Annotated in this window: 20 protein-coding genes; 18 read left to right on the top strand and 2 right to left on the bottom strand. The window is 53.8% G+C overall.

Annotated features, from left to right (window positions below):
- Positions 1 to 36 precede the first annotated feature (36 nt).
- From PRECH8_RS06280 to PRECH8_RS06250, 7 genes are all read left to right on the top strand, one after another.
- Positions 37 to 1,824 (top strand): ABC transporter ATP-binding protein, encoded by a 1,788-nt coding sequence (locus PRECH8_RS06280; protein ID WP_200966313.1) that lies wholly within the window; start codon positions 37 to 39, stop codon positions 1,822 to 1,824.
- A gap of 146 nt (positions 1,825 to 1,970) precedes the next feature.
- Entirely contained in the window at positions 1,971 to 2,687 is a 717-nt protein-coding gene (locus PRECH8_RS06275) for an MBL fold metallo-hydrolase (protein ID WP_200966242.1), read from the top strand.
- A gap of 24 nt (positions 2,688 to 2,711) precedes the next feature.
- Positions 2,712 to 3,287 (top strand): TetR/AcrR family transcriptional regulator, encoded by a 576-nt coding sequence (locus PRECH8_RS06270; protein WP_200966241.1) that lies wholly within the window; start codon positions 2,712 to 2,714, stop codon positions 3,285 to 3,287.
- 107 nt (positions 3,288 to 3,394) lie between these two features.
- On the top strand, positions 3,395 to 4,153 hold the full coding sequence (locus tag PRECH8_RS06265; RefSeq protein ID WP_200966240.1) for a sugar phosphate isomerase/epimerase family protein: 759 nt from the start codon (positions 3,395 to 3,397) through the stop codon (positions 4,151 to 4,153).
- A 91-nt stretch (positions 4,154 to 4,244) separates the two neighbouring features.
- Positions 4,245 to 5,345: a Gfo/Idh/MocA family protein gene (locus PRECH8_RS06260; protein WP_200966239.1), complete on the top strand. Its 1,101-nt coding sequence runs from the start codon at positions 4,245 to 4,247 to the stop codon at positions 5,343 to 5,345.
- Positions 5,346 to 5,456: 111 nt separating this feature from the next.
- On the top strand, positions 5,457 to 6,425 hold the full coding sequence (locus PRECH8_RS06255; protein WP_200966238.1) for a sugar phosphate isomerase/epimerase family protein: 969 nt from the start codon (positions 5,457 to 5,459) through the stop codon (positions 6,423 to 6,425).
- Between the two features lie 421 nt (positions 6,426 to 6,846).
- The gene (locus tag PRECH8_RS06250; RefSeq protein WP_207161775.1) at positions 6,847 to 7,284 is read left to right on the top strand and encodes a hypothetical protein; all 438 of its coding nucleotides are present in this window, start codon (positions 6,847 to 6,849) and stop codon (positions 7,282 to 7,284) included.
- Here the strand turns inward: PRECH8_RS06250 and PRECH8_RS06245 are convergent.
- A complete protein-coding gene (locus PRECH8_RS06245) occupies positions 7,257 to 8,537 on the bottom strand; it encodes a BaiN/RdsA family NAD(P)/FAD-dependent oxidoreductase (protein WP_276569096.1) in 1,281 nt (426 codons plus the stop codon). The genes PRECH8_RS06250 and PRECH8_RS06245 overlap by 28 nt on opposite strands.
- Positions 8,538 to 8,768: 231 nt before the next feature.
- Here PRECH8_RS06245 and PRECH8_RS06240 point away from each other — a divergent pair, with 231 nt between their 5' ends.
- The 5 genes from PRECH8_RS06240 (at position 8,769) to acpS (ending at position 12,483) form a co-directional block, all read left to right on the top strand.
- A complete protein-coding gene (locus PRECH8_RS06240; protein WP_200966323.1) occupies positions 8,769 to 9,671 on the top strand; it encodes a hypothetical protein in 903 nt (300 codons plus the stop codon).
- Positions 9,672 to 9,692: 21 nt separating this feature from the next.
- On the top strand, positions 9,693 to 10,127 hold the full coding sequence (locus PRECH8_RS06235) for a DUF3905 domain-containing protein (RefSeq protein WP_200966236.1): 435 nt from the start codon (positions 9,693 to 9,695) through the stop codon (positions 10,125 to 10,127).
- 144 nt (positions 10,128 to 10,271) lie between these two features.
- Positions 10,272 to 10,709 carry a BrxA/BrxB family bacilliredoxin gene (locus PRECH8_RS06230; RefSeq protein ID WP_200966235.1) on the top strand — a complete coding sequence of 146 codons (438 nt, stop codon included), beginning with the start codon at positions 10,272 to 10,274 and terminating at the stop codon, positions 10,707 to 10,709.
- 540 nt (positions 10,710 to 11,249) lie between these two features.
- Positions 11,250 to 12,059 (top strand): NAD(+) synthase, encoded by an 810-nt coding sequence (nadE, locus tag PRECH8_RS06225; RefSeq protein ID WP_200966234.1) that lies wholly within the window; start codon positions 11,250 to 11,252, stop codon positions 12,057 to 12,059.
- A gap of 34 nt (positions 12,060 to 12,093) precedes the next feature.
- Positions 12,094 to 12,483, top strand: coding sequence for a holo-ACP synthase (acpS, locus tag PRECH8_RS06220; RefSeq protein ID WP_200966233.1), 390 nt, complete (start codon positions 12,094 to 12,096; stop codon positions 12,481 to 12,483).
- 334 nt (positions 12,484 to 12,817) lie between these two features.
- Here acpS and PRECH8_RS06215 read toward each other — a convergent pair whose 3' ends face one another.
- On the bottom strand, positions 12,818 to 14,620 hold the full coding sequence (locus tag PRECH8_RS06215; RefSeq protein ID WP_200966232.1) for a SulP family inorganic anion transporter: 1,803 nt from the start codon (positions 14,618 to 14,620) through the stop codon (positions 12,818 to 12,820).
- A 252-nt stretch (positions 14,621 to 14,872) separates the two neighbouring features.
- Between PRECH8_RS06215 and PRECH8_RS06210 the strand changes: the two genes are divergently transcribed.
- The 6 genes from PRECH8_RS06210 (at position 14,873) to PRECH8_RS14615 (ending at position 21,489) form a co-directional block, all read left to right on the top strand.
- Positions 14,873 to 16,228: an extracellular solute-binding protein gene (locus tag PRECH8_RS06210; protein WP_200966231.1), complete on the top strand. Its 1,356-nt coding sequence runs from the start codon at positions 14,873 to 14,875 to the stop codon at positions 16,226 to 16,228.
- Positions 16,229 to 16,362: 134 nt separating this feature from the next.
- Positions 16,363 to 17,316 (top strand): carbohydrate ABC transporter permease, encoded by a 954-nt coding sequence (locus PRECH8_RS06205; RefSeq protein WP_200966230.1) that lies wholly within the window; start codon positions 16,363 to 16,365, stop codon positions 17,314 to 17,316.
- On the top strand, positions 17,316 to 18,161 hold the full coding sequence (locus PRECH8_RS06200) for a carbohydrate ABC transporter permease (RefSeq protein WP_200966229.1): 846 nt from the start codon (positions 17,316 to 17,318) through the stop codon (positions 18,159 to 18,161). The genes PRECH8_RS06205 and PRECH8_RS06200 overlap by 1 nt, the downstream gene beginning before the upstream one ends.
- Positions 18,162 to 18,251: 90 nt before the next feature.
- Positions 18,252 to 20,021 carry a cache domain-containing sensor histidine kinase gene (locus PRECH8_RS06195; protein WP_200966311.1) on the top strand — a complete coding sequence of 590 codons (1,770 nt, stop codon included), beginning with the start codon at positions 18,252 to 18,254 and terminating at the stop codon, positions 20,019 to 20,021.
- On the top strand, positions 20,018 to 21,346 hold the full coding sequence (locus PRECH8_RS06190; protein WP_200966228.1) for an ABC transporter substrate-binding protein: 1,329 nt from the start codon (positions 20,018 to 20,020) through the stop codon (positions 21,344 to 21,346). The genes PRECH8_RS06195 and PRECH8_RS06190 overlap by 4 nt, the downstream gene beginning before the upstream one ends.
- Positions 21,347 to 21,366: 20 nt before the next feature.
- Positions 21,367 to 21,489: a hypothetical protein gene (locus PRECH8_RS14615; protein WP_276569095.1), complete on the top strand. Its 123-nt coding sequence runs from the start codon at positions 21,367 to 21,369 to the stop codon at positions 21,487 to 21,489.
- Positions 21,490 to 21,522: the final 33 nt, after the last annotated feature.

Below are 21,522 nucleotides of genomic sequence, written 5' to 3'. Positions count from 1 at the left end.
GGAGCAGGCGCACCGCCTTCTGGTCCCGACTTCAGCATGCGCGGCGGCGGTCCCAGGGGGATCGTACTAAGCAAGGCGAAGCCGAAGAATACTGCCCGGACTCTGAAGCGGATCTGGCAGTATCTCAGGGTGTATCGAGCTGGACTATACGGTGTGCTGCTCTGCACCATCGCTGCGACGGCATGCTCGCTCATCGCTCCTTACCTGTTGGGCTCGGCGGTGGATGACTATATCATCCCCGGGGACTATGCGGGATTGGTTCGGCTCAGCTTGTTTCTATTGGCCGTCTATGCCATGCAATCGCTGACCTCATGGCTGCAGCAATTCATCATGGTGAAGGTCTCCATGCATACGGTGCAGGAGATGCGGCGGGATATCTTCGAACGGCTGCAGGTTCTGCCGATCCGCTTCTTCGACAGCCAAACCCATGGGGAATTGATGAGCCGGACGACGAATGACATCGAGAACGTATCCGGAACGTTGAACCAAAGCGTCACTCAGCTGATCTCCAGCATCCTGGCCCTTGCTGGATCTGTGGCGATCATGCTCTATCTGAACGTCTGGCTGACGCTGGTCAGCATGGTGACGATCCCTCTGGTTCTGCTGTTCACGAGGACGATTGCCAAGTGGACGAGGAAGTACTTCAGCAAACAGCAAGCGCATCTCGGTGAGCTGAACAGTTTCATCGAGGAGACGATCTCCGGGCAGAAGGTCATCCAAGTATACCGAAGGGAACAGACCTCGCTCAGCCGGTTCAGGGAGATCAACACCACGCTTACGGAAGCCGGCATACGTGCGCAGATCTTCTCGGGCACCGTCGGCCCGATGATGAACATGCTGAATAACATCAGCTTCGCCTTGATGGCAGGAGTCGGCGGCTGGATGGCATTCCAAGGCTGGACATCCGTCGGGGTCGTCGTGGCGTTCCTCAACTATTCGAAGCAGTTCCAGAGACCGCTCAACGACCTGGCGAATCAGTTCAACCTCGTGCAGTCGGCCATCGCCGGTGCGGAGCGGGTATTCGAGACGATCGATACGGAATCGGAGTACGAGCAGCAGAGCGGCTCGGTGAAAACGTTGAAGGATGTGCGGGGGGAGGTTGTTTTCGAAGATGTGTGTTTCAGCTATCAAAAGGGCGCCCCTGTACTGAATCGGATCTCCCTGCGCGCTTCTCCAGGACAGATGATCGCGCTGGTCGGCCCGACGGGTGCGGGGAAGACGACAATCATCAATCTTCTGACCCGATTCTATGAGATCGATTCGGGCTGCATCACCATCGACGGCACGGATATCCGGGAGCTGGATAAGGACAGCCTGCGCCGCCGGATCGGTCTCGTGCTGCAGGATGCATATCTGTACTCGGACACGATTCGCGAGAATATCCGCTTCGGCCGCTTGGAGGCGACGGACGAAGAAGTGGAAGCGGCGGCGAAGCTCGCCAATGCGCACAGCTTCATTCAGAAGCTGCCGCAGGGTTACGACACGATGCTCACGGCAGGCGGTGCGAACCTCAGCCAAGGGCAGCGGCAGCTGCTGACGATTGCCCGCGCGATCCTCGCTGATCCGGCGATTCTCATCCTGGATGAAGCGACGAGCAGCATCGATACGCGGACGGAGATGCATATCCAGACGGCGATGCGCCAGTTGATGAAGGGCCGGACGAGCTTTGTCATCGCTCACCGGCTGGGAACGATCCGCAAGGCGGATCAGATCCTCGTCATTAACCATGGAGAGATCATCGAGCGCGGCACGCATGAGGAGCTGCTTCATCAGCGAGGTTTCTATTACGACCTGTATGCCAGCCAGTTTAAGAAGTCGAGCTGAGGCAGAGGGGTGTATAAGAATGGTGAATATATGAAGGAATGCGGTTTTTCCGCCCAAATTCCTTTCCTTATATTGACAAAACTAATGCCATTAGTTAGCATGTAAACTAATGGCATTAGTTTTTGTTTTTGGGAGATGAGTGACCGATGAAAATAACCCGTGCAGGGCGTGTTTATCAGTTGGGCTTTCTGCCGCGTGTTTTTCCTGTGAATTGTTACCTTGTAGAAGAAGAGGACGGCCTGACATTGATTGATGCAGCTCTTCCTTATGCTTGGCGGAATATCCTGCAGACGGCGGAGAGTATCGCAAGACCGATCCGGCGCATTGTGCTGACGCATCCCCATGTGGATCATACAGGGGCACTGAAGCATCTAACTTCGCTGCTGCCGGATGTCCCCGTGCTGGTCTCTAAGAGGGATGCACGGCTGCTTGCGGGGGACTTCTCCCTGGATGACGGGGAGCCGAATCTGCCGATCAGAGGCGGTTTTGACCGCTCGCTCTTATCACTTAAGGTGCATCCTTTCCAGGATGGGGAACGGATCGGGTCGCTTCTGGCGATCGCGGCGCCGGGGCATACACCAGGGCATACGGCCTTCTATGAGGAAAGGGAAGGGATCCTCATCGCCGGCGACGCCTTTCAGACGCGCGGCGGTGCAGCTGTATCCGGTATGCTTCGGCCGCTGTTTCCGTTCCCGGCGTGGGCTACATGGAGTAAGCAGAAGGCCTTGGAGAGTGCCTGCAAATTGTCAGAGTTGGATCTAAAATGGCTGGCCGTCGGACATGGGCAGATGCTCGCTGATCCGCTGCCGGCGATGAGAAAAGCCATCGATGCAGCGACTAGGGCTGGTGTTTCTGAGCAATAAAGCATGCGGGAGGATGAGGATCAAATGTCACCTAGAGCAGGAATCGATAAGCAGGTGATCTTGCGGACGGCTGCGGAGATGGCCGATCAATACGGTTTCGAAGAAGTGACGGTAGCCAGATTAGCCAGGGCCCTGAACATTCGTCCGCCGTCGCTGTACAACCATATCGAGGGACTGAATGAGCTGCGCCGTGAGCTGTCGATCTATTCCGTTCAAATGTTGTACGATCATCTGATGCATGCCGTGAATGGGCGAAGCAAGGAAGAAGCGATCGAAGCACTGTGTCTGGCGTATCTGGATTTTTCCCGGCGGCACCCTGGATTATATGAAGCGGCACAGCTTGCCCCTTCGCCGGAGGAGGAAGAATGGATCCGTTTGTCCTACCAAGTCGTGGAGTTGATCATGACGATCCTGGAGCCGTACGGATTACAGGGGGATGAAGCGGTGCATCATGTTCGCATCCTGCGCAGTCTGCTGCATGGATTTGCTTCTTTGGAACAAAAAAACGGGTTCGGCTTGCCGCTGAACTTAGAAGAAACCCAGCGCAGAATGATCGCTGTGCTGATCGCCGGCATCCAATCCCAAGCTGAATATCGTTAAGTCGCAGCCAGATTGTTCATGTTTCTGCAAGATCATTCATGGTCAATCCGGCATCATCCTGGTTTAATGGTAAGCGAATACAAACCACAGGAGGTGGTCCAGCGGGGATGCCGGATTATTCAATTGGGCTGCAGTTATATACCGTGCGCGGTCCGATGAGCGCGGATCCGGAAGGAACGCTCAGACGGGCAGCCGAGATCGGATATCGGGGAGTCGAATTCGCCGGTTATTATGGGATGGAGGCGGGCGCGCTTAAGCAGCTGCTTGCAGAATTGCATCTAACACCTGTTAGTAATCATGTTTCTTATGAGCGCATGTTGACCCATGCAGAAGAAGAAATCGCTTATATGAAGGAGATCGGCGGGCATACGCTGACGATTCCCTACTTGAGCGAAGCGCATTATGCATCAAGTGAGGCTTGGCGGGAAGTCTGCCGTAATCTCGCTGAGATTGGAAAGCGGTGCCGAGCGGAAGGAATCCAGCTGCTCTATCATAACCATGACTTTGAATTTCGCGTGAAGCTGGAGGAGAAGCCGATCATCGATACGCTGTTCGAATCGGCTGCGCCCGAAGTTCTGCAGATGGAACTGGATGCTTGCTGGGCCTATGCGGCCGGGTATGATCCCGTCGGTTACATCCACAAGTATCAAGGCCGGATCCCGGTGATTCACCTTAAGGATTACCGGCCGACGGAACAAGGTCCGTTCACCGTAGAGCTGGGAGAGGGGATCGTGCCGCTTAGGGAGATAGCAGGCGCAGCAGCCGTTATTGGAACCAAGTGGCTGATCGTAGAGCAGGATGAATGCTTGGGAGATCCGCTTGAAAGCGTGCGCAAGAGTTATGCATGGATTCAAGAAAATCTATAACTGAAATCCATGAACGAACATTCATGGTTTATAAGCACAAGAACGTATGATCAACACGACGAAGGGATGGAGAGTGAAGGGGATGTCAGTAATGAACAAAGTAAGGGTTGGCATGATCGGCTGCGGCGGGATCGCTGTCGGCAAACATCTGCCGGCTTTGGCGAAGCTGCCGCAAGTTGATATCGTCGGTTTCTACGACATCATCGAGGAGAGAGCCGCGCAGGCGAAGGCGGATTTCGGTTCTTCGGATGCGAAGATCTATGATGATTACCGCAGGCTGCTCGAGGATCCGTCGATCGATGTGGTCCACGTATGCACACCCAATGATACCCATGCGGAGATCTCGATCGCTGCCCTTGAGGCGGGCAAACACGTGATGTGCGAGAAGCCGATGGCGAAGACCGCGGAGGAAGCGCGGCGCATGGTGGAAGCGGCGAAGCGCACGGGCAGGAAATTGACGATCGGATATCAGAACCGCTTTCGCGATGACAGCCTGTATCTGAAGAAGCTCTGTGAATCCGGCGGCTTGGGCGAGATCTATTATGCGAAGGCGCATGCGCTGCGCCGCCGCGCCGTACCGACCTGGGGCGTCTTCCTCGATGAGGAGAAGCAGGGCGGCGGGCCGTTGATCGATATCGGAACGCATGCGCTGGACTTGACCCTGTGGATGATGAATAACTACAAGCCGAAGACGGTGCTGGGAGCTGTCTATCATAAGCTGGGTCAGCGCGAGAATGCGGCGAACGCCTTCGGTCCATGGGATCCGAAGAAATTCACCGTCGAGGATTCAGCCTTCGGCTTCATCACGATGGAGGACGGCGCTTCGATCATGCTCGAATCGAGCTGGGCGCTGAATACCTTGAATGAAGGTGAGGCGAAGACGACGCTGCACGGCACGGAAGCCGGTGCCGACATGTGGGAGGGGCTGCGCATCAATGGTGAGGCCTTCAGCCAATTGTATGTGAACAAAGTGCAGACCGATCTGGACGGCGTCGCTTTCTTCGAAGGCAAGAAGGAGACGGAAGGCGAGCGGGAAGCGCGCATGTGGATCGAATCGATCATCGAGGACAAGGATCCGCTCGTGCTGCCTGAGCAAGCATATGTCGTGACGCTCATCCTCGAGGCGATCTATGAATCGGCGCGTACCGGCAAGGCGATCACGCTGTCCGTGGATCCGACGCTGGTTGGTTAAGGTGCCCTCAATCACGTACTAATACAAGCACTATAGTTAACGTGGTTAATTGATAAACGATAACTGACCCATAAAACACCGGTCAATGAAATAGAAGGAGGCTGTCACACGATGAAACTCGGAGTATTCACAGTCCTGTATTCGAAGAAGCCGCTTCCGGAGATGCTCGATCATGTCGCGGCGAAGGGGATTGAGGCGGTGGAGATCGGTACGGGAGGTTATCCGGGCAATGCCCACTGCCCGATTGATGAGTTGTTGGCGGACGATGCGAAATTGCGAGAATATGAGCGAGAATTCTCCTCCCGCGGCCTCATCATCAGCGCCTTCAGCTGCCACGGCAATCCGCTTCATCCGAACAAGCAGATCGCAGCTGAAGCCCACGAGACATTTATGAAAACCTTGGAGCTGGCACACCGGCTCGGCGTACCCGTCGTCAATACCTTCTCCGGCTGCCCGGGGGATTCGGAGGATGCCAAGTATCCGAACTGGCCGGTAGCGCCTTGGCCGAATGAATTCCAGGAAGTGCTGGCCTGGCAGTGGGAGAACAAGGTCATCCCCTACTGGCGGGAGGCTGGGCGTGAAGCGGAGAAGCGCAGGGTGAAGATCGGCATCGAACTGCACGGCGGGTTCTCCGTGCATACACCGGCCACGCTGATGCGCCTGCGGAAAGCTGTCGGCGAGGTGATCGGTGCGAATTTTGACCCGAGCCATATGTGGTGGCAGGGGATCGATCCCGTGCAAGCGGTGCTCTACCTGGGCAAGGCCGGGGCGATCCACCATTTCCATGCGAAGGATACTTCTCTTGATGTGAACAATATAAATATCCACGGCGTCACCGATATGCAGCCGTATTCCAATATGCTGGATCGGGCATGGCAGTTCCGCACGGTGGGCTACGGCCATGATATGAAGGTGTGGGCGGATATGATCAGCGCGCTTCGCCTTGTCGGCTATGACTATGTGATCAGCATCGAACACGAGGACGGTTTGATGTCGATCGAGGAGGGCTTCACCAAGGCGGTGCAGAATCTGCAGCCGATCCTGATGAAAGAGCCGATTGGCGATATGTGGTGGGTATAAAGCGAAGGAATCGCCGCACATGCGTGCACGGAGTCGATGGTTTATGTCGTCTCACGTGAGGAATCGGATTTTTCGAAAGCAGAATCAACAATCTTTGTTGTTTCAGCCTCGAAATCCGCCATCACACTCGCTGAAATGATACATGTTATCGTCTCACGCTTTGATTCCGCCACTGGAAACCTGAATCGACAATCCTTGTCGTCTCAGCTTGTGTGAAAGCAAGAGAAGGGTTCGACCGTCTGGTCGGGCCCTTTGCTATGGAGCATTATAGGAACTGCAGTGCTTCTGAATGGGAACAAGATGCGCAGGAGAACCTATCCGAGTAGTGCTGAAGCAGTTATGGAATGATAAACCCGCCGGCGAATTGAGATAAACAACATTCTGCATGTACATGATCTTGCTCAGAAAGGATAGGGTGGAGATGAACAGTGTGAATCATCCGGTTATTGTATATCAGTTTGCTGATATGCGCACTGCTCTAGAGGCGTTGGATATCTTTGAAGAACTGGGTTATGATCCTTCGCTCGTGGAAGCGGACGGACAGCCGCCGAAGGTGGCGATCCGAATCATCCGCGAAGACATCACCTCGGCGCTGGAAATCGGCCAGGCCTTCGGCGGCACCTTGCTCGAGAACGAGCAAGGGCCTGAAGAAGGGAAGGCATATGAGATGGCTTATGATCTGCAGGAGGGGGCATTGCTGTCAGCGGAGCATCGAGACGGGCTAGGAGATGCTGACCGCCTCGATGCAGGGAACGACGGAGGAGGACCGGTGCCGGAGATTCCTGGAAGCGATGAAGGTCCGCTGTATGATGTGTCGGCAGATACGTATGATTATTTCTCCGGCGATGTTCGGGCATAAGTATCTAAGGCTGCATTCTTGCCGGCGGTGTATCCGGTGACGAATGCAGCCGTTATATTATAACCCCCTGTGTACCCATAGATATCCAATACCTCGCCGCAGAAGTACAATCCCCGCATCAGCTTCGAGCGCATCGTTTTGGGATCGACCTCTTTGATATTGACCCCGCCGCCCGTAACGAAAGCCTGTTCCAGCGACAGGGTGCCATTCGCATGAAGGGAGAAGGCTTTGGCCTTCTGGGCGATCGTCAGGATGCCTTGTTTGCTGGCATGATCTCCGGTCCGTTCGCCGTCAAGGCCGGATTTGCGCAGGAGGACGGGCAGGAGACGCTCGGGAAGAACGCCTTTGAGCGCGTTTTTGACGGTTTTTTTGGCATGCTCTTTGATGATGCTGTATAACTGACGGAACACCTCTTCCTCTGTCTGATCAGGGAACAGGTCGATCGTCAGCCGCACGTCCTGAACTTGGAATTTTTGCTGCACCTTATAAATAAACTGACTGCAGCGCAATGCGATTGGACCGGATATGCCGAAGTGGGTGAAGATCATATCCCCTGTATGGGAGATCACCCGCTTCTTCTTCGGGTTCCATACGGACAGCGTCACATTCCGCAAGGACAGGCCTTGCAGTTCGCGGCTTTGGATGAAGGAATCGGTCAGGGTGATGGGCACTTCAGTCGGGAAGAGTTCCGTGATCGTATGCCCGGCTTCCTCCGCCCAGCGATAGCCGTCGCCGGTGGAACCGGTTTGCGGCACGGATTTGCCTCCTGTGGCGATGATCACGCTGCGGCCGTTGATGCGTTCGCCGCTCTGCAGTTCGATGCCGGCGGCAGAGCCGTCTTCGTACAAGACCCTCTTGACCGGACTGTTCGTCATGATGCGCACCCCTTGTCTGCGCACTTGGGACACGAGGGCATCGACGACGGTCTTCGCCTTGTCCGTGGCCGGGAACATCCGGCCGTTGTCCTCTTCCTTCAGGGGAATGCCGAGCCCTTCGAAGAATTCGATGATATGCCGATTATTGAATTCGGCAAGCGCGCTGTACAAGAACCGGCCGTTGCCGGGGATATTGCGAATCAGTTCGTCAAGATCTTGGTTATTCGTGACATTGCAGCGCCCGCCGCCCGATATGCCGAGTTTGCGGCCGAGCTTATCTCCCTTGTCCACTAAGAGCACCTTTGCCTGCTGCTTGCTCGCGGAGATGGCCGCCATGAGCCCGGCCGGACCTCCGCCGATGATGATAACGTCATACAATCCTGATCACCTCTTTATGATACAGTAGTATCCAGAATTATGCGGGTGGAATCAAGGGTTGTTTGGATAAAAAAGCGCCCGGGTTCTTACCTTGTCCGGTTTTGTTCGAATTTGTCAAAAAAATGGATAAAGTCAGATAACCGAAATACGGGTTGGAAAGATCACAATAACCATGTACAATTGTGGTAATTAAGGTTCACAAAAGGTGATCTGCAGGAAGGAAGAACAATCGTGCCGGAGATTATCCAACTATGGTCATTCTTGATCCAGATGAAATTGCTCGTACTGATTCTATCCATCGCTGCGTCGTATTTTGTCATAAGATGGCGGCTTGTTCGCTTGAAGGCAGAAGAAAAAACGATTCGCAAACTGCTCGACCACTTCATAAGTGCCGCGATCATCGCAATCCTCGTATGGAAATTCACGCCGATTCTGCAATCTCCCAGCTTGTTATGGACGCGTCCGTTCAGTGTCTTAAAATACACCGGAGGCACCCTCGGTGTATTCTTAGGGATTGCAGCAGGCCTTATCTATTACATATGGAGTACAAGGAAGATCGGAGCATTGGCTCTGGATGCATTGGCGTTAGGTGCGGTGGTCACATGGGGGATCTATCGGCTGATGTTCTGGGAGTATGGGATCACCACCGAAATGCCTTGGGGGATCGCCCTGTCCGACGGGTATTATCGCTATCATCCAGTGAATATCTATGCTGCGTTGATTGCATTGGCGTTGGTTCTGTATGCCCAATATGCAACGAGAAGCGGCAGATGGGGAACGGGGACGATCGCTCGTGACTTGCTGGCGGGATTAGGTTTGGGCTGGTTTGTGATCTCCTTTTTTGAACGGGGAGAGGTTTACTTATTGTTGACATTGAACCAATGGGTGCAGCTGCTCCTGATCGCTGTTGGTATGGCACTGCCGTATGTCGTAAGGCGGGCGGGATTGATACAAAAGGCTCCTGCTGAACATACTAATGGCGGAAAGGAGATGATGGATATGGTCAAAGAAACATCAAACAGTTCCGTAGAACAGCGCAAACAAGCACAGGAGAACCGTCAGGAAGGACGCGAATATAAGGCGCCGAATCAGATCGACAAGAAGCTTGACGGTCCCAACCGTCCGGCTGAATGATCAGCATGATTCGCTATGGTCATGAATAAGGAATATGAGGATGAGTCGCCGCGCAACCAGGACGTCCAAGAGAAGCTGGCACAGATCGCCAAGGATGATCATACGCTGGATCCTTATGAGATCAATTTTCGAGAGGAGTTCCTGAGCGGCAGAGGACCAAGGGAACCTTTCGTTAATGAATACGGGGTTGTGATCGGCGACCATATGTACGATTCCCCGGAGTCCCCGCTGAACAATTGGAGCAAAGATACGGATCCAGCAGTGATGTCCGGTGATCAGTGGGTGCATCCGTTCAAGGATATCGGCTTTCATACGCGGGAGAACAGGGACTATTTTGAGCGGGGAATCAAACCGCACAGCGGTATGTTCATGCATCCAGGCGAAGATGCTGCATACAGAATGGATTTGAAAGTCAATGATGAAGATCATGGGTTAGAGAAGCGGAAGGATCAGTGAATATATCGATGGCAAATCCCTGTTTCAGGCGAATCCTGCACCAACCTTTCACTCCTCGAGCATGTTGTGTATAATGATTCTAAGGCCGTGATTGTGACGGATCTTCGAAATTTTGTGTACCAACATGGATAAGGAGTGAGCAGGATGAATATGCATTTCGAATTATATATGAAAGATATGATCCAACCGATGCGCGACGAGCTGACGAGTGCAGGAATCAAGGAACTTCTGACGCCGGAAGAAGTAGAGGAGAACTTCGAGAAGGCGAAGGACGGCACAGCGCTCGTCGTCGTCAACTCCGTTTGCGGCTGCGCTGCAGGGCAAGCCCGCCCGGGCGTGGTGCGCGCATTGCAGCATGATGTGAAGCCGGATTACTTGTTCACCGTATTCGCCGGCCAAGAGAGGGAAGCGACGGCCAAGGCTCGTGAGTATTTTGCACCGTATCCGCCTTCCTCGCCGTCGATCGCTTTGATGAAACATGGCGAACTCGTGCATTTCATTGAGCGCCACCAGATCGAAGATCGTTCAGCAGAAGAGATCGCTGCTGATCTGATCGCTGCGTTTGATAAGTACTGCAAGTAATGAATCGGCAATATAGTTTGCTCAGTACAGCCCTCCTGCTTCGCAATGTTGCGTTAAGCGGGAGGGTTTTTATATAGTTGCGTTAGGCGCCCTTAGGATGTTTTTTGATTTTCAGCTGTTTTAATGAGCGGTTTATGGTTCGTACAAGCGTAGTGTAGCCAGTGTCAAGTCGGCAGGTTTATACGATTTTTGGTATAAAACATATGCATGGAGCGTCAATCAGGAAGTTTTTATACGAATTTTCGTATAAAACCATCGTGTCGCTCGCAATCTAGGCGCGTTTTGTACGACTTTTCGTATAAAACTCCCGAATGGACCGTTGATTCGGATCAGTTTATACGAAATATCGGATAAAATTCCTCGGTCGGCATAATGAAGAGGACATCATGATCCTTTGGACAGCAGCTCAAGCATCCGAACAGACTGGACAGGATCCGCTTGGAAATATAGATCTGACGATTTATACTGATAATACAGATATCAACGGTTGGAACGAATACGTTAGATCGAATATTGGATCATCAGGAAGGTGGAGAGTGCATGAGTTTGCAACAAGAGATCATCGCCCGCTTAGGCGTGAAGCCGACGATCGATGTCGAGGAAGAGGTAAGGCGGCGCGTTGATTGGCTCAAGAAGCATGTGCTGGAGACGAAGACAAGCGGACTGCTGATCGCGATCAGCGGCGGTCTGGATAGTGCGGTTGCTGCAGCTTTGTGCAAGCGTGCTACGGATGAGCTGTCAGAAGAGACTGGCCAGGAATATATCACATTGGGTGTCTATCAACCCTATGGAGAGCAGGAGGATATCGGCGATAGTTACGAAATCGCTGAAGCGCTGCAATTGGATCATACCGTGGAGACCAATATCGTCGAAGCCGTAGATGAGATCGTGCTGGAGACGGAAGTCGCCTTTCGCTCCCTCGGCAAACCTCGTCATCTAAGCAAAGCAGCCAAAGGGAATGTTAAGGCGCGCACCCGCATGGTTATACAATATGCGCTGGCCTTTGATCTAAACTTGCTCGTAGTCGGAACCGATCATGCAGCGGAGAACATCACCGGCTTCTATACCAAATGGGGGGACGGCGCTGCCGACCTGATGCCGCTCGCCTCGCTGAACAAACGTCAGGTTGCCATGTTAGCGGAATACCTCGGCGTGCCGGAGCGAGTGATCAATAAAGTGCCGACAGCGGGCCTCTGGGATGGTCAGACGGATGAAGAGGAGCTCGGCCTCTCATACGATATCATCAATGATTATCTCGAAGGCAAGGAGATTGACCCGCAAGCACGCGAGAAGCTGGAGCAGCAATATCTGCGCACGGAACATAAGCGCTCTCCCATCCCGGGCATATGAGATGGCTTGAGGTCGTATCTGAGGTGATGGATTCATGATAGCCGGTATAGGTGCGGATCTGACGGAGATCTCCCGCATCCAGGATTTGCTTGGGAAGGCGTCTAGCGAGCGGTTTTTGCAGCGGATCCTGACGCCCGCAGAACGAGAGGCGGCGGAACTTAAACAAGGAGCCCGATTGGCGGAGTTCGTAGCGGGCCGATTTGCGGCCAAGGAATCCGTGGCTAAGGCATTAGGATGCGGAATCGGAGCGGGCTTAAGTTTTCAGGATATCGAGATCATCAATGATGCTCGTACCGGCAAGCCGGTTTGCACCGTGCGTGAAGAAGCGCTGATCCGGGCCGGGCTGGATCATACGGCTAAGATCCATCTTACGATCACCCATACCCAAGATGTTGCAGCGGCTTTCGTGGTGATCGAGAATTGATCGAGTAGTGATCGGCAGTCGATTCAGCAGCCATGGATTTTGAATATGATTGGGGAATTGATCAGGAAGATGCTGCGTCCAGGATATCTTGTTGTAAAGCGCATGTGTTGCGGAGATTTGTGGTGACAGAGGGGATAGATTCATGAAAAAAGCTGTCCCGATGTGCTTCTCAGTTTTTCAGCTGAGCTGAACGTGAATGACTCAGCCGCCGATTCGCGGTGAGCGGGAACGTTCGTAAGCACAGGGGACAGCTTATTTGGTAACCAAGTACGAATGATGCCTGCCAATGTGATCTCGTGCTATATGCTAACCTTAACCTTCTTCGACAACCAGGTTACGACAACTGCTTGCTTTGCTTGCTTTCGAGGAGGGCGGATGCTGTGCTGACTTCACGCATGGCAGACTCGGACAGGAGGCTGCACTTCGGGAAGGCCATCTGTCGGCAGTTCGCGCAGGATGAGGCATCCACCTTGCTCAGTGCGAAGTTCACCGCGTCCTCCGTTGCGGCGAAGATGTGGTCTTCACCGATCAAGTTCAAGAGGCCGGTCTTCTCCAGCAGCTTCCGCGGCTGCTCTTGCAGTCCAGATAAGACGATGGTGCCGCCTTGTTTCTTGAAGTGTCGGACGATGCTGGATAAGTTGCCTTCTCCGGTCGTATCCATATACGGCACATCCGTCAGCTGCAGGATCAGCACCTTCGGCTTGCTTTGGATTTCCCTCATGATCGACTTCTCGAACATATTCGCTGCGCCGAAGAACAACGGCCCTTCGATATTAAAGATATCGATCTGCGGGCAGCTGCGCTGCCTTTCGAAGATGTCGGAGACCGCCGATTCACCGTCGGTCATCTCTTTGCCATCGTCCTGCTCTTGACCGGCGCCGGTGCCGACTTTAGCGATCGTCAAGATCTCGGTCATGCGTTTGACGAAGATGACGATGGACAGCGCGATCCCAACGGGCACCGCCGTCGTCAGGCTGGTGAAGACCGTGAGCAGGAAGGTGACCAGCAGGACGATGGTATCGGCGCTGCGCGTCCGAATGATGTGGGCGAACTCATAGCGCTCGCTCATGTTCCAAGCGACGACCATGAGGATCGGTGCCATCGCCGCCAGCGGGATGTTCGAGGCGAGCGGTGCGAACAGCAGAAGCACGAGCAGGACGACCACGCCGTGTATGACCCCGGATAACGGCGATATCGCACCGCTTCTGATATTCGTCGCCGTGCGTGCGATCGCTCCCGTAGCGGGTATACCGCCGAACAGCGGTGTGACGACGTTAGCAATCCCCTGCCCGATCAATTCCCTGTTGCTGTTATGGCGGGTACCCGTCATGCCGTCAGCGACAACGGCTGATAACAGGGATTCGATGCCGCCGAGCATGGCGATGGTGAAGGCCGGCACCAGAAGCATCTCGATGCGGTCCCACGTGATCTCAGGAAATTGTAAGCTGGGCAGTTTGCTCGGGATGCCGCCGTAAGTGGAACCGATGGTTGCCACCTTGCCCGGGAACAAGTAGTAGGCGGTGATGCTGGAAACGAAAAGTCCGAACAAAGAAGCCGGTACTTTGGGGAAATATCTCTGAATGATGAGCATCGCGGCAAGACAGATCAAAGCGGTGATCACGCTGTACAGATTGATCGTATGAATGTGGGAAGCGATCTCTCCCATATTGGAGATAAAGTCCTCATGCCGCTCCATCCCGGTCAAACCCAGGAAGTTGCCGATCTGTCCAGTGAAGATGATGACGGCGATTCCCGCGGTGAAGCCGATCGTCACAGGCCGGGGAATGTACTTGATCACGCCTCCTAAGCGGAAGGCACCCATCAGGATGAGCATGATCCCCGCCATGAATCCTGCGATGAGAAGATTCTCATACCCGTACTGCATGACGATCCCGAACAGGATCGGGATGAAAGCTCCCGTCGGTCCGCCGATCTGGAACCTGGACCCCCCTAAGAGCGAAATGATGATCCCGGCGATAATCGTCGTATAAAGACCGTACTCAGGTTTGACCCCCGAAGCAATAGCAAACGCCATCCCTAATGGAATGGCGACGATCCCTACGACGAAACCGGAGATAACATCCTTCTGCAAATGCTGCAGTCGATAACCCTTAAACCGATCATCTCTCAAGAGCATGACTACATAACCTCGCTGCTTCTCTATGATGTAATGACACAGATGTTATAAACACGACATATCCATCATACAGGTGAATGTCAGTAGTGTCAAATATAGCTACTGCAACATATATTCACCTTACACGCTTTACATAGACAAAAAATTTCAACCTGATATCGAAAGATTGCCTCCTCATCAAAATGGGGAGGTTTTTTTATGATGAAGAGGAGAAATGCACTTATCACTAATAGATTAGAAAGGGGTAGAACGATGAGCAAGATGAGGAAGAGAAGTTTTCTCGCCTTGGTTATTGCCCTGATCTTCGCACTGGCTGCTTGCACCGGCGGCGGATCAAACGGCGGCAATGACAACAAAGGCGGCAACGATCCTCAGCCAGCGAACAACAACAATAACAATGAAACTCCATCGAATACGGAGATCATCGAGTTGTCCTTCTGGACGCTTGGGAACGTCAACTATGAGGAACTGGCTCAGGAGTACATGGCTGAGAATCCGCATATCAAGATCACCGTGCAGAACACGGGGGATCAGACTGCCCACCACAACAACTTAACGACAGCGCTTTCAGCTAATTCGGGGGCACCGGATATCTTCCAGCTGGAGATCGGTTTTATGGAGCGTTTCATCGGAGCACAAGATAAGTTCCATAACTTGAACGATCTCGGTGCGCAGAATGTCAAGGACTTGTACCTCGATTGGAAATGGGCACAGGCGTCTTCGCCGGACGGCTCCTTCCAGATCGGGCTGCCGACGGATATCGGTCCTACCGTTGCTTACTATCGCATCGACCTCTTCGAAGAGGCAGGTCTGCCAACGGATCCGGAAGAGGTTACCGCAATGATCGATACTTGGGACAAATTCACTGCGGTAGCGAAGGAATACTCCGACAAGATGGGCAAGCCTTTCGTGGATTCGCGCGACCTGATCTACAACGCTGTCCGCGACCAATCCGACGGGGAGATCTACTACAGCAAGGAAGACGGCTCCTTCATCGGCGATCAGAATCCGCAGGTGCGCAAGGCTTATGATCTGACCGTCAAAGGCATTCAAGAAGGATGGGTAAGCTCGCACGGACTGTGGTCCACCGAATGGACGCAGGGTATGAACGACGGCCATCACGCGGTTGTTCTCGGTCCGGCTTGGATGCTGGGCAATATCAAGAGCGGCGGTCCTGACACCAGCGGTCTGTGGCGAATCGCTCAGCTTCCGGAAGGTTCGGGTAACTGGGGAGGTTCCTTCCTCGTGTTGCCGAAGGAAGGCAAGCATCCTGAGGAAGCTTACAAATTCATCGAATGGATGGTCGGCAAGGAAGGCCAGATCAAGTCCTTCCAGACCAAAGGTTTGATGCCGTCGATTCCTTCGGTGTACGATGAGCCCGAGTTCGCAGACTTCACGGATGAGTTCCTGGGCGGTCAGAAGTCCGCTGTTGAATTCGGTAAAGCTGCGACTCGCGTGGCTCCGGTATACTACGGACCTCTGCACGACCAGACGGATGCTTACATCAAGGAGGCGCTGCAGAACGTTCAGGAGAAAGGTGCCGATCCAGAAGCGGAATGGAACGCAGCCCTTGATAAGATCCTGCGCCTGATCGAGCGCAGTCAATAATCGCAGTCCATATCGGCTGCGGGATATGGTCCAAGATATTCCCTTCCCTCTATAGATCCTTTTTAGACTGAGTTCGCCGGAGCAGTGTTGCTCTCGGCGAACTCTTCCTACTACTCGCATGATGGAGGTGTCCTATGCCACAGACGGTTCCATCCTCTGCCGGCACGGCACAGAAACGCATCTGGCTGACGGAGAGAAGAAGAAGCAGTCTAACGGCTTATTTGTTCATATCGCCTTTTTTCGTAATATTCGCCATTTTCGGCCTTTATCCGATTATTTTCACCCTGTATCTGTCCTTATTCCGCTGGGATGCTTTGGGGCCGATGAAATATGTCGGATTGCAGAATTTCAAATTTGTTGTCGAAGATCCGATCTTCTGGACTTCCTTTACCAATACACTGCTGATCAGTGCCATGGGGACGATTCCCCAGCTAATGCTGGCACTTGTATTGGCTGCATTCCTGAATTCCCAGATCACCCGCTTTAAGAAGACCTTTCGCGTGCTCTATTTCATGCCGAACATCACGTCGATCGTCGCTGTAACGCTGGTCTTCAGCGCGCTGTTCAGCTCCGGCGGCATGGTGAACTGGTTCTTCGGCTTGCTCGGCGTGGACCCGGTCAATTGGACGTCCGGCTGGTGGGGTGTCAAGATCGCTATCGCAACGATGATCATGTGGCGGTGGACGGGATACAACACGATCATCTATCTGTCAGGGATGCAAAGCATACCGACGGATCTCTATGAAGCGGCGAGGATCGACGGTGCGAACCGCTGGCAGATCATGACCCGGATTACCCTGCCCCTGCTGAGACCCTTCGTGCTGTTCACCGTGATGATGTCGACGATCGGCTCGCTGCAGCTGTTTACGGAGCCGTATGTCTACTTAGGTCAGTCCGGGACAAGTTCCACCCGCTCCGAAGGGATCACGATGGTCATCTATCTGTATACCGAGGCCTTCAGCAATTCGTTCTTCGGAACGGCAGCGGCAACGGCGGTGATCCTGTTGTTCTTCACCATCATCTTCTCCTTAATCAACATCGCGGCAACGCGCCGCATCGGCGGTACGGATGACGGAGGTGGATTGTGATGCAGACGAAGGGTGATCAACCCGGAGTGATCACGAAGGTCTTATATTATGTGTTCTTAATCACCGGCGCGATCATTTCGGTCTTCCCATTCTATTGGATGTTCGTCATCGGTTCCAACGGCAGGGGAGCGGCTACCCGGATTCCGCCCGTAGTTACGATTGGTGATCAATTCGTCGAAAACTTTCAGCGAGCGCTGTCGAAGACGGAGTTCTGGACAGCGATCCTTAATTCGGTCATGATCTCATCGGCGGTGACCTTGTCCGTGCTGTTGTTCTGTTCGCTGGCCGGATATGCATTTGCAAAGTATGAATTCAAGTTCAAGCGCACACTGTTCATCTTCGTGCTGGGCACGCTGTTCGTACCGACACAACTCAGTGTCCTGCCTACTTATGTGATCATGGCGAAACTGGGCTGGATCGATACTTATTATGCGGTTATCGTACCGGCGATGGTGAACGCCTTCGGCATCTTCTGGATGCGCCAATATATCTCGAGCGCGGTGAATTCTGAACTTCTGGAAGCCGGACGGATCGACGGCGCAGGGCATCTGCATATCTTCAGCAAAATCGTGGTGCCGATCATCACGCCGGCCTATGCAACCCTTGGGATCTTCACCTTCATGAACACATGGAATGATTTCTTCTGGCCTTTCGTCGTATTGAAGGACCGGAGTCACTATACGATTCAGATTGCCTTGCAGCAATTGTTCCATACGCGCGACGGGCTGGATTACGGCATGATCCTGTCGGCGACATTCATGGCAACATTGCCCCTGCTGATCGTGTTCTTGCTCTTCAGCCGCTGGTTCATCGCGGGACTGACTTCCGGAGCGGTCAAAAGCTGATGCCGTGGTGATGAATGGATGACATTGACAATATCAGGATATTGGGATAAACATTAGTTGAATGCGTTTACAGATAAGGGGTGGGTTATGCTGAAGCTCCGGCCCAAGATTCTGCTGGCGAACATTCTCCTGGTGTTTATCCCGGTCATCTCGATCGGGACGATCTCGTATACGATCTTCTCCAATGCGATCGAGACGCAATCGAGCAATTTCTATATGGTCTCCCTCATGGAGACGGACCGCAAGCTCAAGTTTGCGCTGAACGAGATCACGACGATCTCGAATTCGGCGATTACGCAGCCGGTGATCCAGCGTCTGCTTAAACATCCTGACGTGGAACTGGATCATGATATGAGGCAGGAGATCAACAACCTGCTCATCCACCACCCGATGATCGAGTCCTTCGGCCTCTATTCGATGGATCGACTGGTGTACAGTTATAACGAAGACAGGCCATGGTCAGAAATCATTCATCAACCCTGGTATGACGAGATGGAGTCTGCGGATGGACGGCCGGTATGGTCGGGGCCGGGGGAGAATGGATCACTCATCGCGGACCGCCCAGTGTTGGTTCATGCCCGTGTGATTAAGGATTATTATTCCCTTCACGACATTGGAGCACTGGTGATCACCTTGAAGGCTGAGCTGCTGGAACAGGTTTTCTATGATACAGCCACGATGGAGAGCGGCGATGTGCTGCTCGTCAATCACCGCGGGGCGATCGTCTATGACAAGTCCGGCGAGCATATGGGGGAAGAGGTGCGCTTCCCCTTCCTGCGTTCTCGGTCACAGGAGAGAAATTCCTATATTGATCACTATTTGGGCGAGGAATCCCTCATCACATACCTTCCTTCTTATAACCCGAATTGGTATCTGATCGCGATTACCCCGACGAAAGTCTTACAGGCCGAATCTGCACCGATTCGCAATACGGCGCTGATCCTGGCAGCTTTTTCGCTGTTGTCGGCGTGGATCTTCGACCGCTTCTTCGTCTCGCGTCTGATCCGCAGCATAAGCAGTACAGTCAATGGCATGCGCCGTGTCGAGCAGGGGGTGTTCACGCGCATCCCGGCCGGCAGGTCGCAGAGCGATGAATCCGATATGCTCGTACACGGCTTCAACAAGATGAGCAGTCAGATCGAGGAACTGCTGCAGCGGGTGAAGGTGGAGCAGGAACGGAAGAAGGAGGCGGAGCTGCAAGCGCTCGTTGCGCAGATCAATCCGCATTTTATCTACAATTCCTTGGAATCGATCAACTCAATGGCTGTCATGGCTGGCAACAAGGATATCAGCAAGATGGTCGTCTCGCTGGGCAGGCTGCTCCGCATCAGCATCAGCGAGAACCAGGAGCTGATCCCGCTCAGCACTGAGTTCGAGCATGTTCGCCATTATCTGAATATCCAGAAGTTCCGCTTCGAGGACGGGTTCGAATTCGACATCGATCTGCCGCCGCATCTGGAGCCGGTGTTAACGCAGAAGCTGATCGTCCAGCCGCTCGTCGAAAATGCCCTGTACCATGCCATCGAACCCATGAAACAGACGGGCTTCATCCAGATCCGGGCGATCGAGGCCGCCCAGGAAGTGCTGATCGAAGTCATCGATAACGGCCCCGGTTTCGATGAGCAGGTGCTCCTAAACCTGTGGGAGCGGCCCGTGGACAAGAAGTACAAGGACAGCGGCGTGGGCCTTCGCAATGTTCATGAGCGCATCCGCATCCGTTTCGGCAGCCCCTACGGAATGATGATCTGTTCCTCGCCGGGCGAAGGCTCGATCGTGCGTATCCGCGTACCGAAGATCTTGCCGCAGGAGGAGCAGCTGGAGCGGGCGGTGTTGGACAAGCCCAGGGAGGGGATGGGATGAGGCTCATTCGAAAATACAGCTGGATCCTGCTCTATGCATTGGTGATGTGGGCGGTGATCTTCTACAGCATGCAGGGCAGCTTGGAGCCCTTGGGGGAACCGGAGCCTGAGAAGGTCACGCTCACCTTTCGCCATATCTGGACGAAAGAGCATGAACAGCCCCTCTATCGCATATTCCTGGATGTGGTGAATGAATTTCAACAGGAGCATCCCCATGTGAAGGTGAACTTTGAAGGACTGGATCAGACGATTCATCGCGAACAGAAGCTGAAGAGCGAGATGGTCACGGGGACGCCGCCGGATCTGTTCGTGTTGTTCGGGGGAGCGGAGCTCGAACCCTATGCAAGATCAGCGCGGCTGATGGACCTTACCTCGCTGGTTGAGGAATTGGACCTGCATTTCCATGATTTGCGGCTCTGGACCTTCGACGACCGGGTCTATGGCCTGCCTTTCGAGGGGCATGCCGAGCCGGTCTATTACAACCGCAGGCTGTTCGAAGAATTGCAGCTGACGCCGCCGAAGACGATTGAAGAGCTCTTCCATGTGACGGATGTGCTGCGCGAGCATGGCTATATCCCCTTTGCCTTGGGCAACGAGGAGCTGTGGCCGGGAGCGATCTACGCCCACTACTTGATGGATCGCTATGCCGGTCCTGAATTGATCGAACGCATTGCCTATGAAGGCGGGGCTTCTTTCTATAACGAGCACTACTTGAAGGCCTTGACCGCCCTTCAGCAGCTGGCTGAGGACGGCGCTTTTAACCGCGATGCTTCGGATCTCTCAACGGAGGAAGCGATCCGCTTGTTCACGAGCGGCCGGGCGGCGATGTATGTGAACGGCAGCTGGGACATCACGATGTTCCGGGATGCGGAAGGCACGGGCGGCTTCGAGGATCAGATCGGCGTGATGCCGTTTCCTTCACTTAGGCCGGGTGAACCGCGCAGCCTGACGGGGGGCTATACGATCGGCATCGCTTTATCATCCAATCTGACGGAGAAGCAGAAGGAAGCGGCCTATGATCTTCTAGCGGCGATGTACACCGAAGAAGTACAGGCGCGCATCGTATATGAAGGGCAGCGGCTTCCCTCCATGGCCATCCCGATCGATCCGTCGCAGACCGGACCTGTATTCGTGCAGGTTCATCAGTTAATGGAGCAAGGGACCGAGACCTTCATCGCTTATGATAATGTGCTGTCACCGGAAGTCACCAAGTCCTTCCTCAGCGTGGTGGATCGTTTGATCAACTTGCAGATTTCACCCGAGGAAGCGCTGCGGGAGCTGGATGCAGCGTCGACTGCCTACTGGAAACTCAGGGAGAACAGGTAAGGGAGAAGCGGGGAGAAGCCGTGAAAGCAGGAAGAGCGGGGAAGAAGCGGGGTAAATCTGAAGCGGGAAGAAGCAGAGGAAAGCTGGAGGAAACGGGAAGAAGCAGGGAGAAGCGGATAAGGGAAGCCCTGCAGCAAAGCTGAGCAGGCAGCAGATCTTAGCTGGGAGGGAATCTG

Origin of the sequence: Insulibacter thermoxylanivorax, assembly GCF_015472005.1 — a bacterium.
Classification (GTDB): Bacteria; Bacillota; Bacilli; order Paenibacillales; family DA-C8; genus Insulibacter; species Insulibacter thermoxylanivorax.
This window is presented reverse-complemented; position numbering and strand designations above follow the sequence as displayed.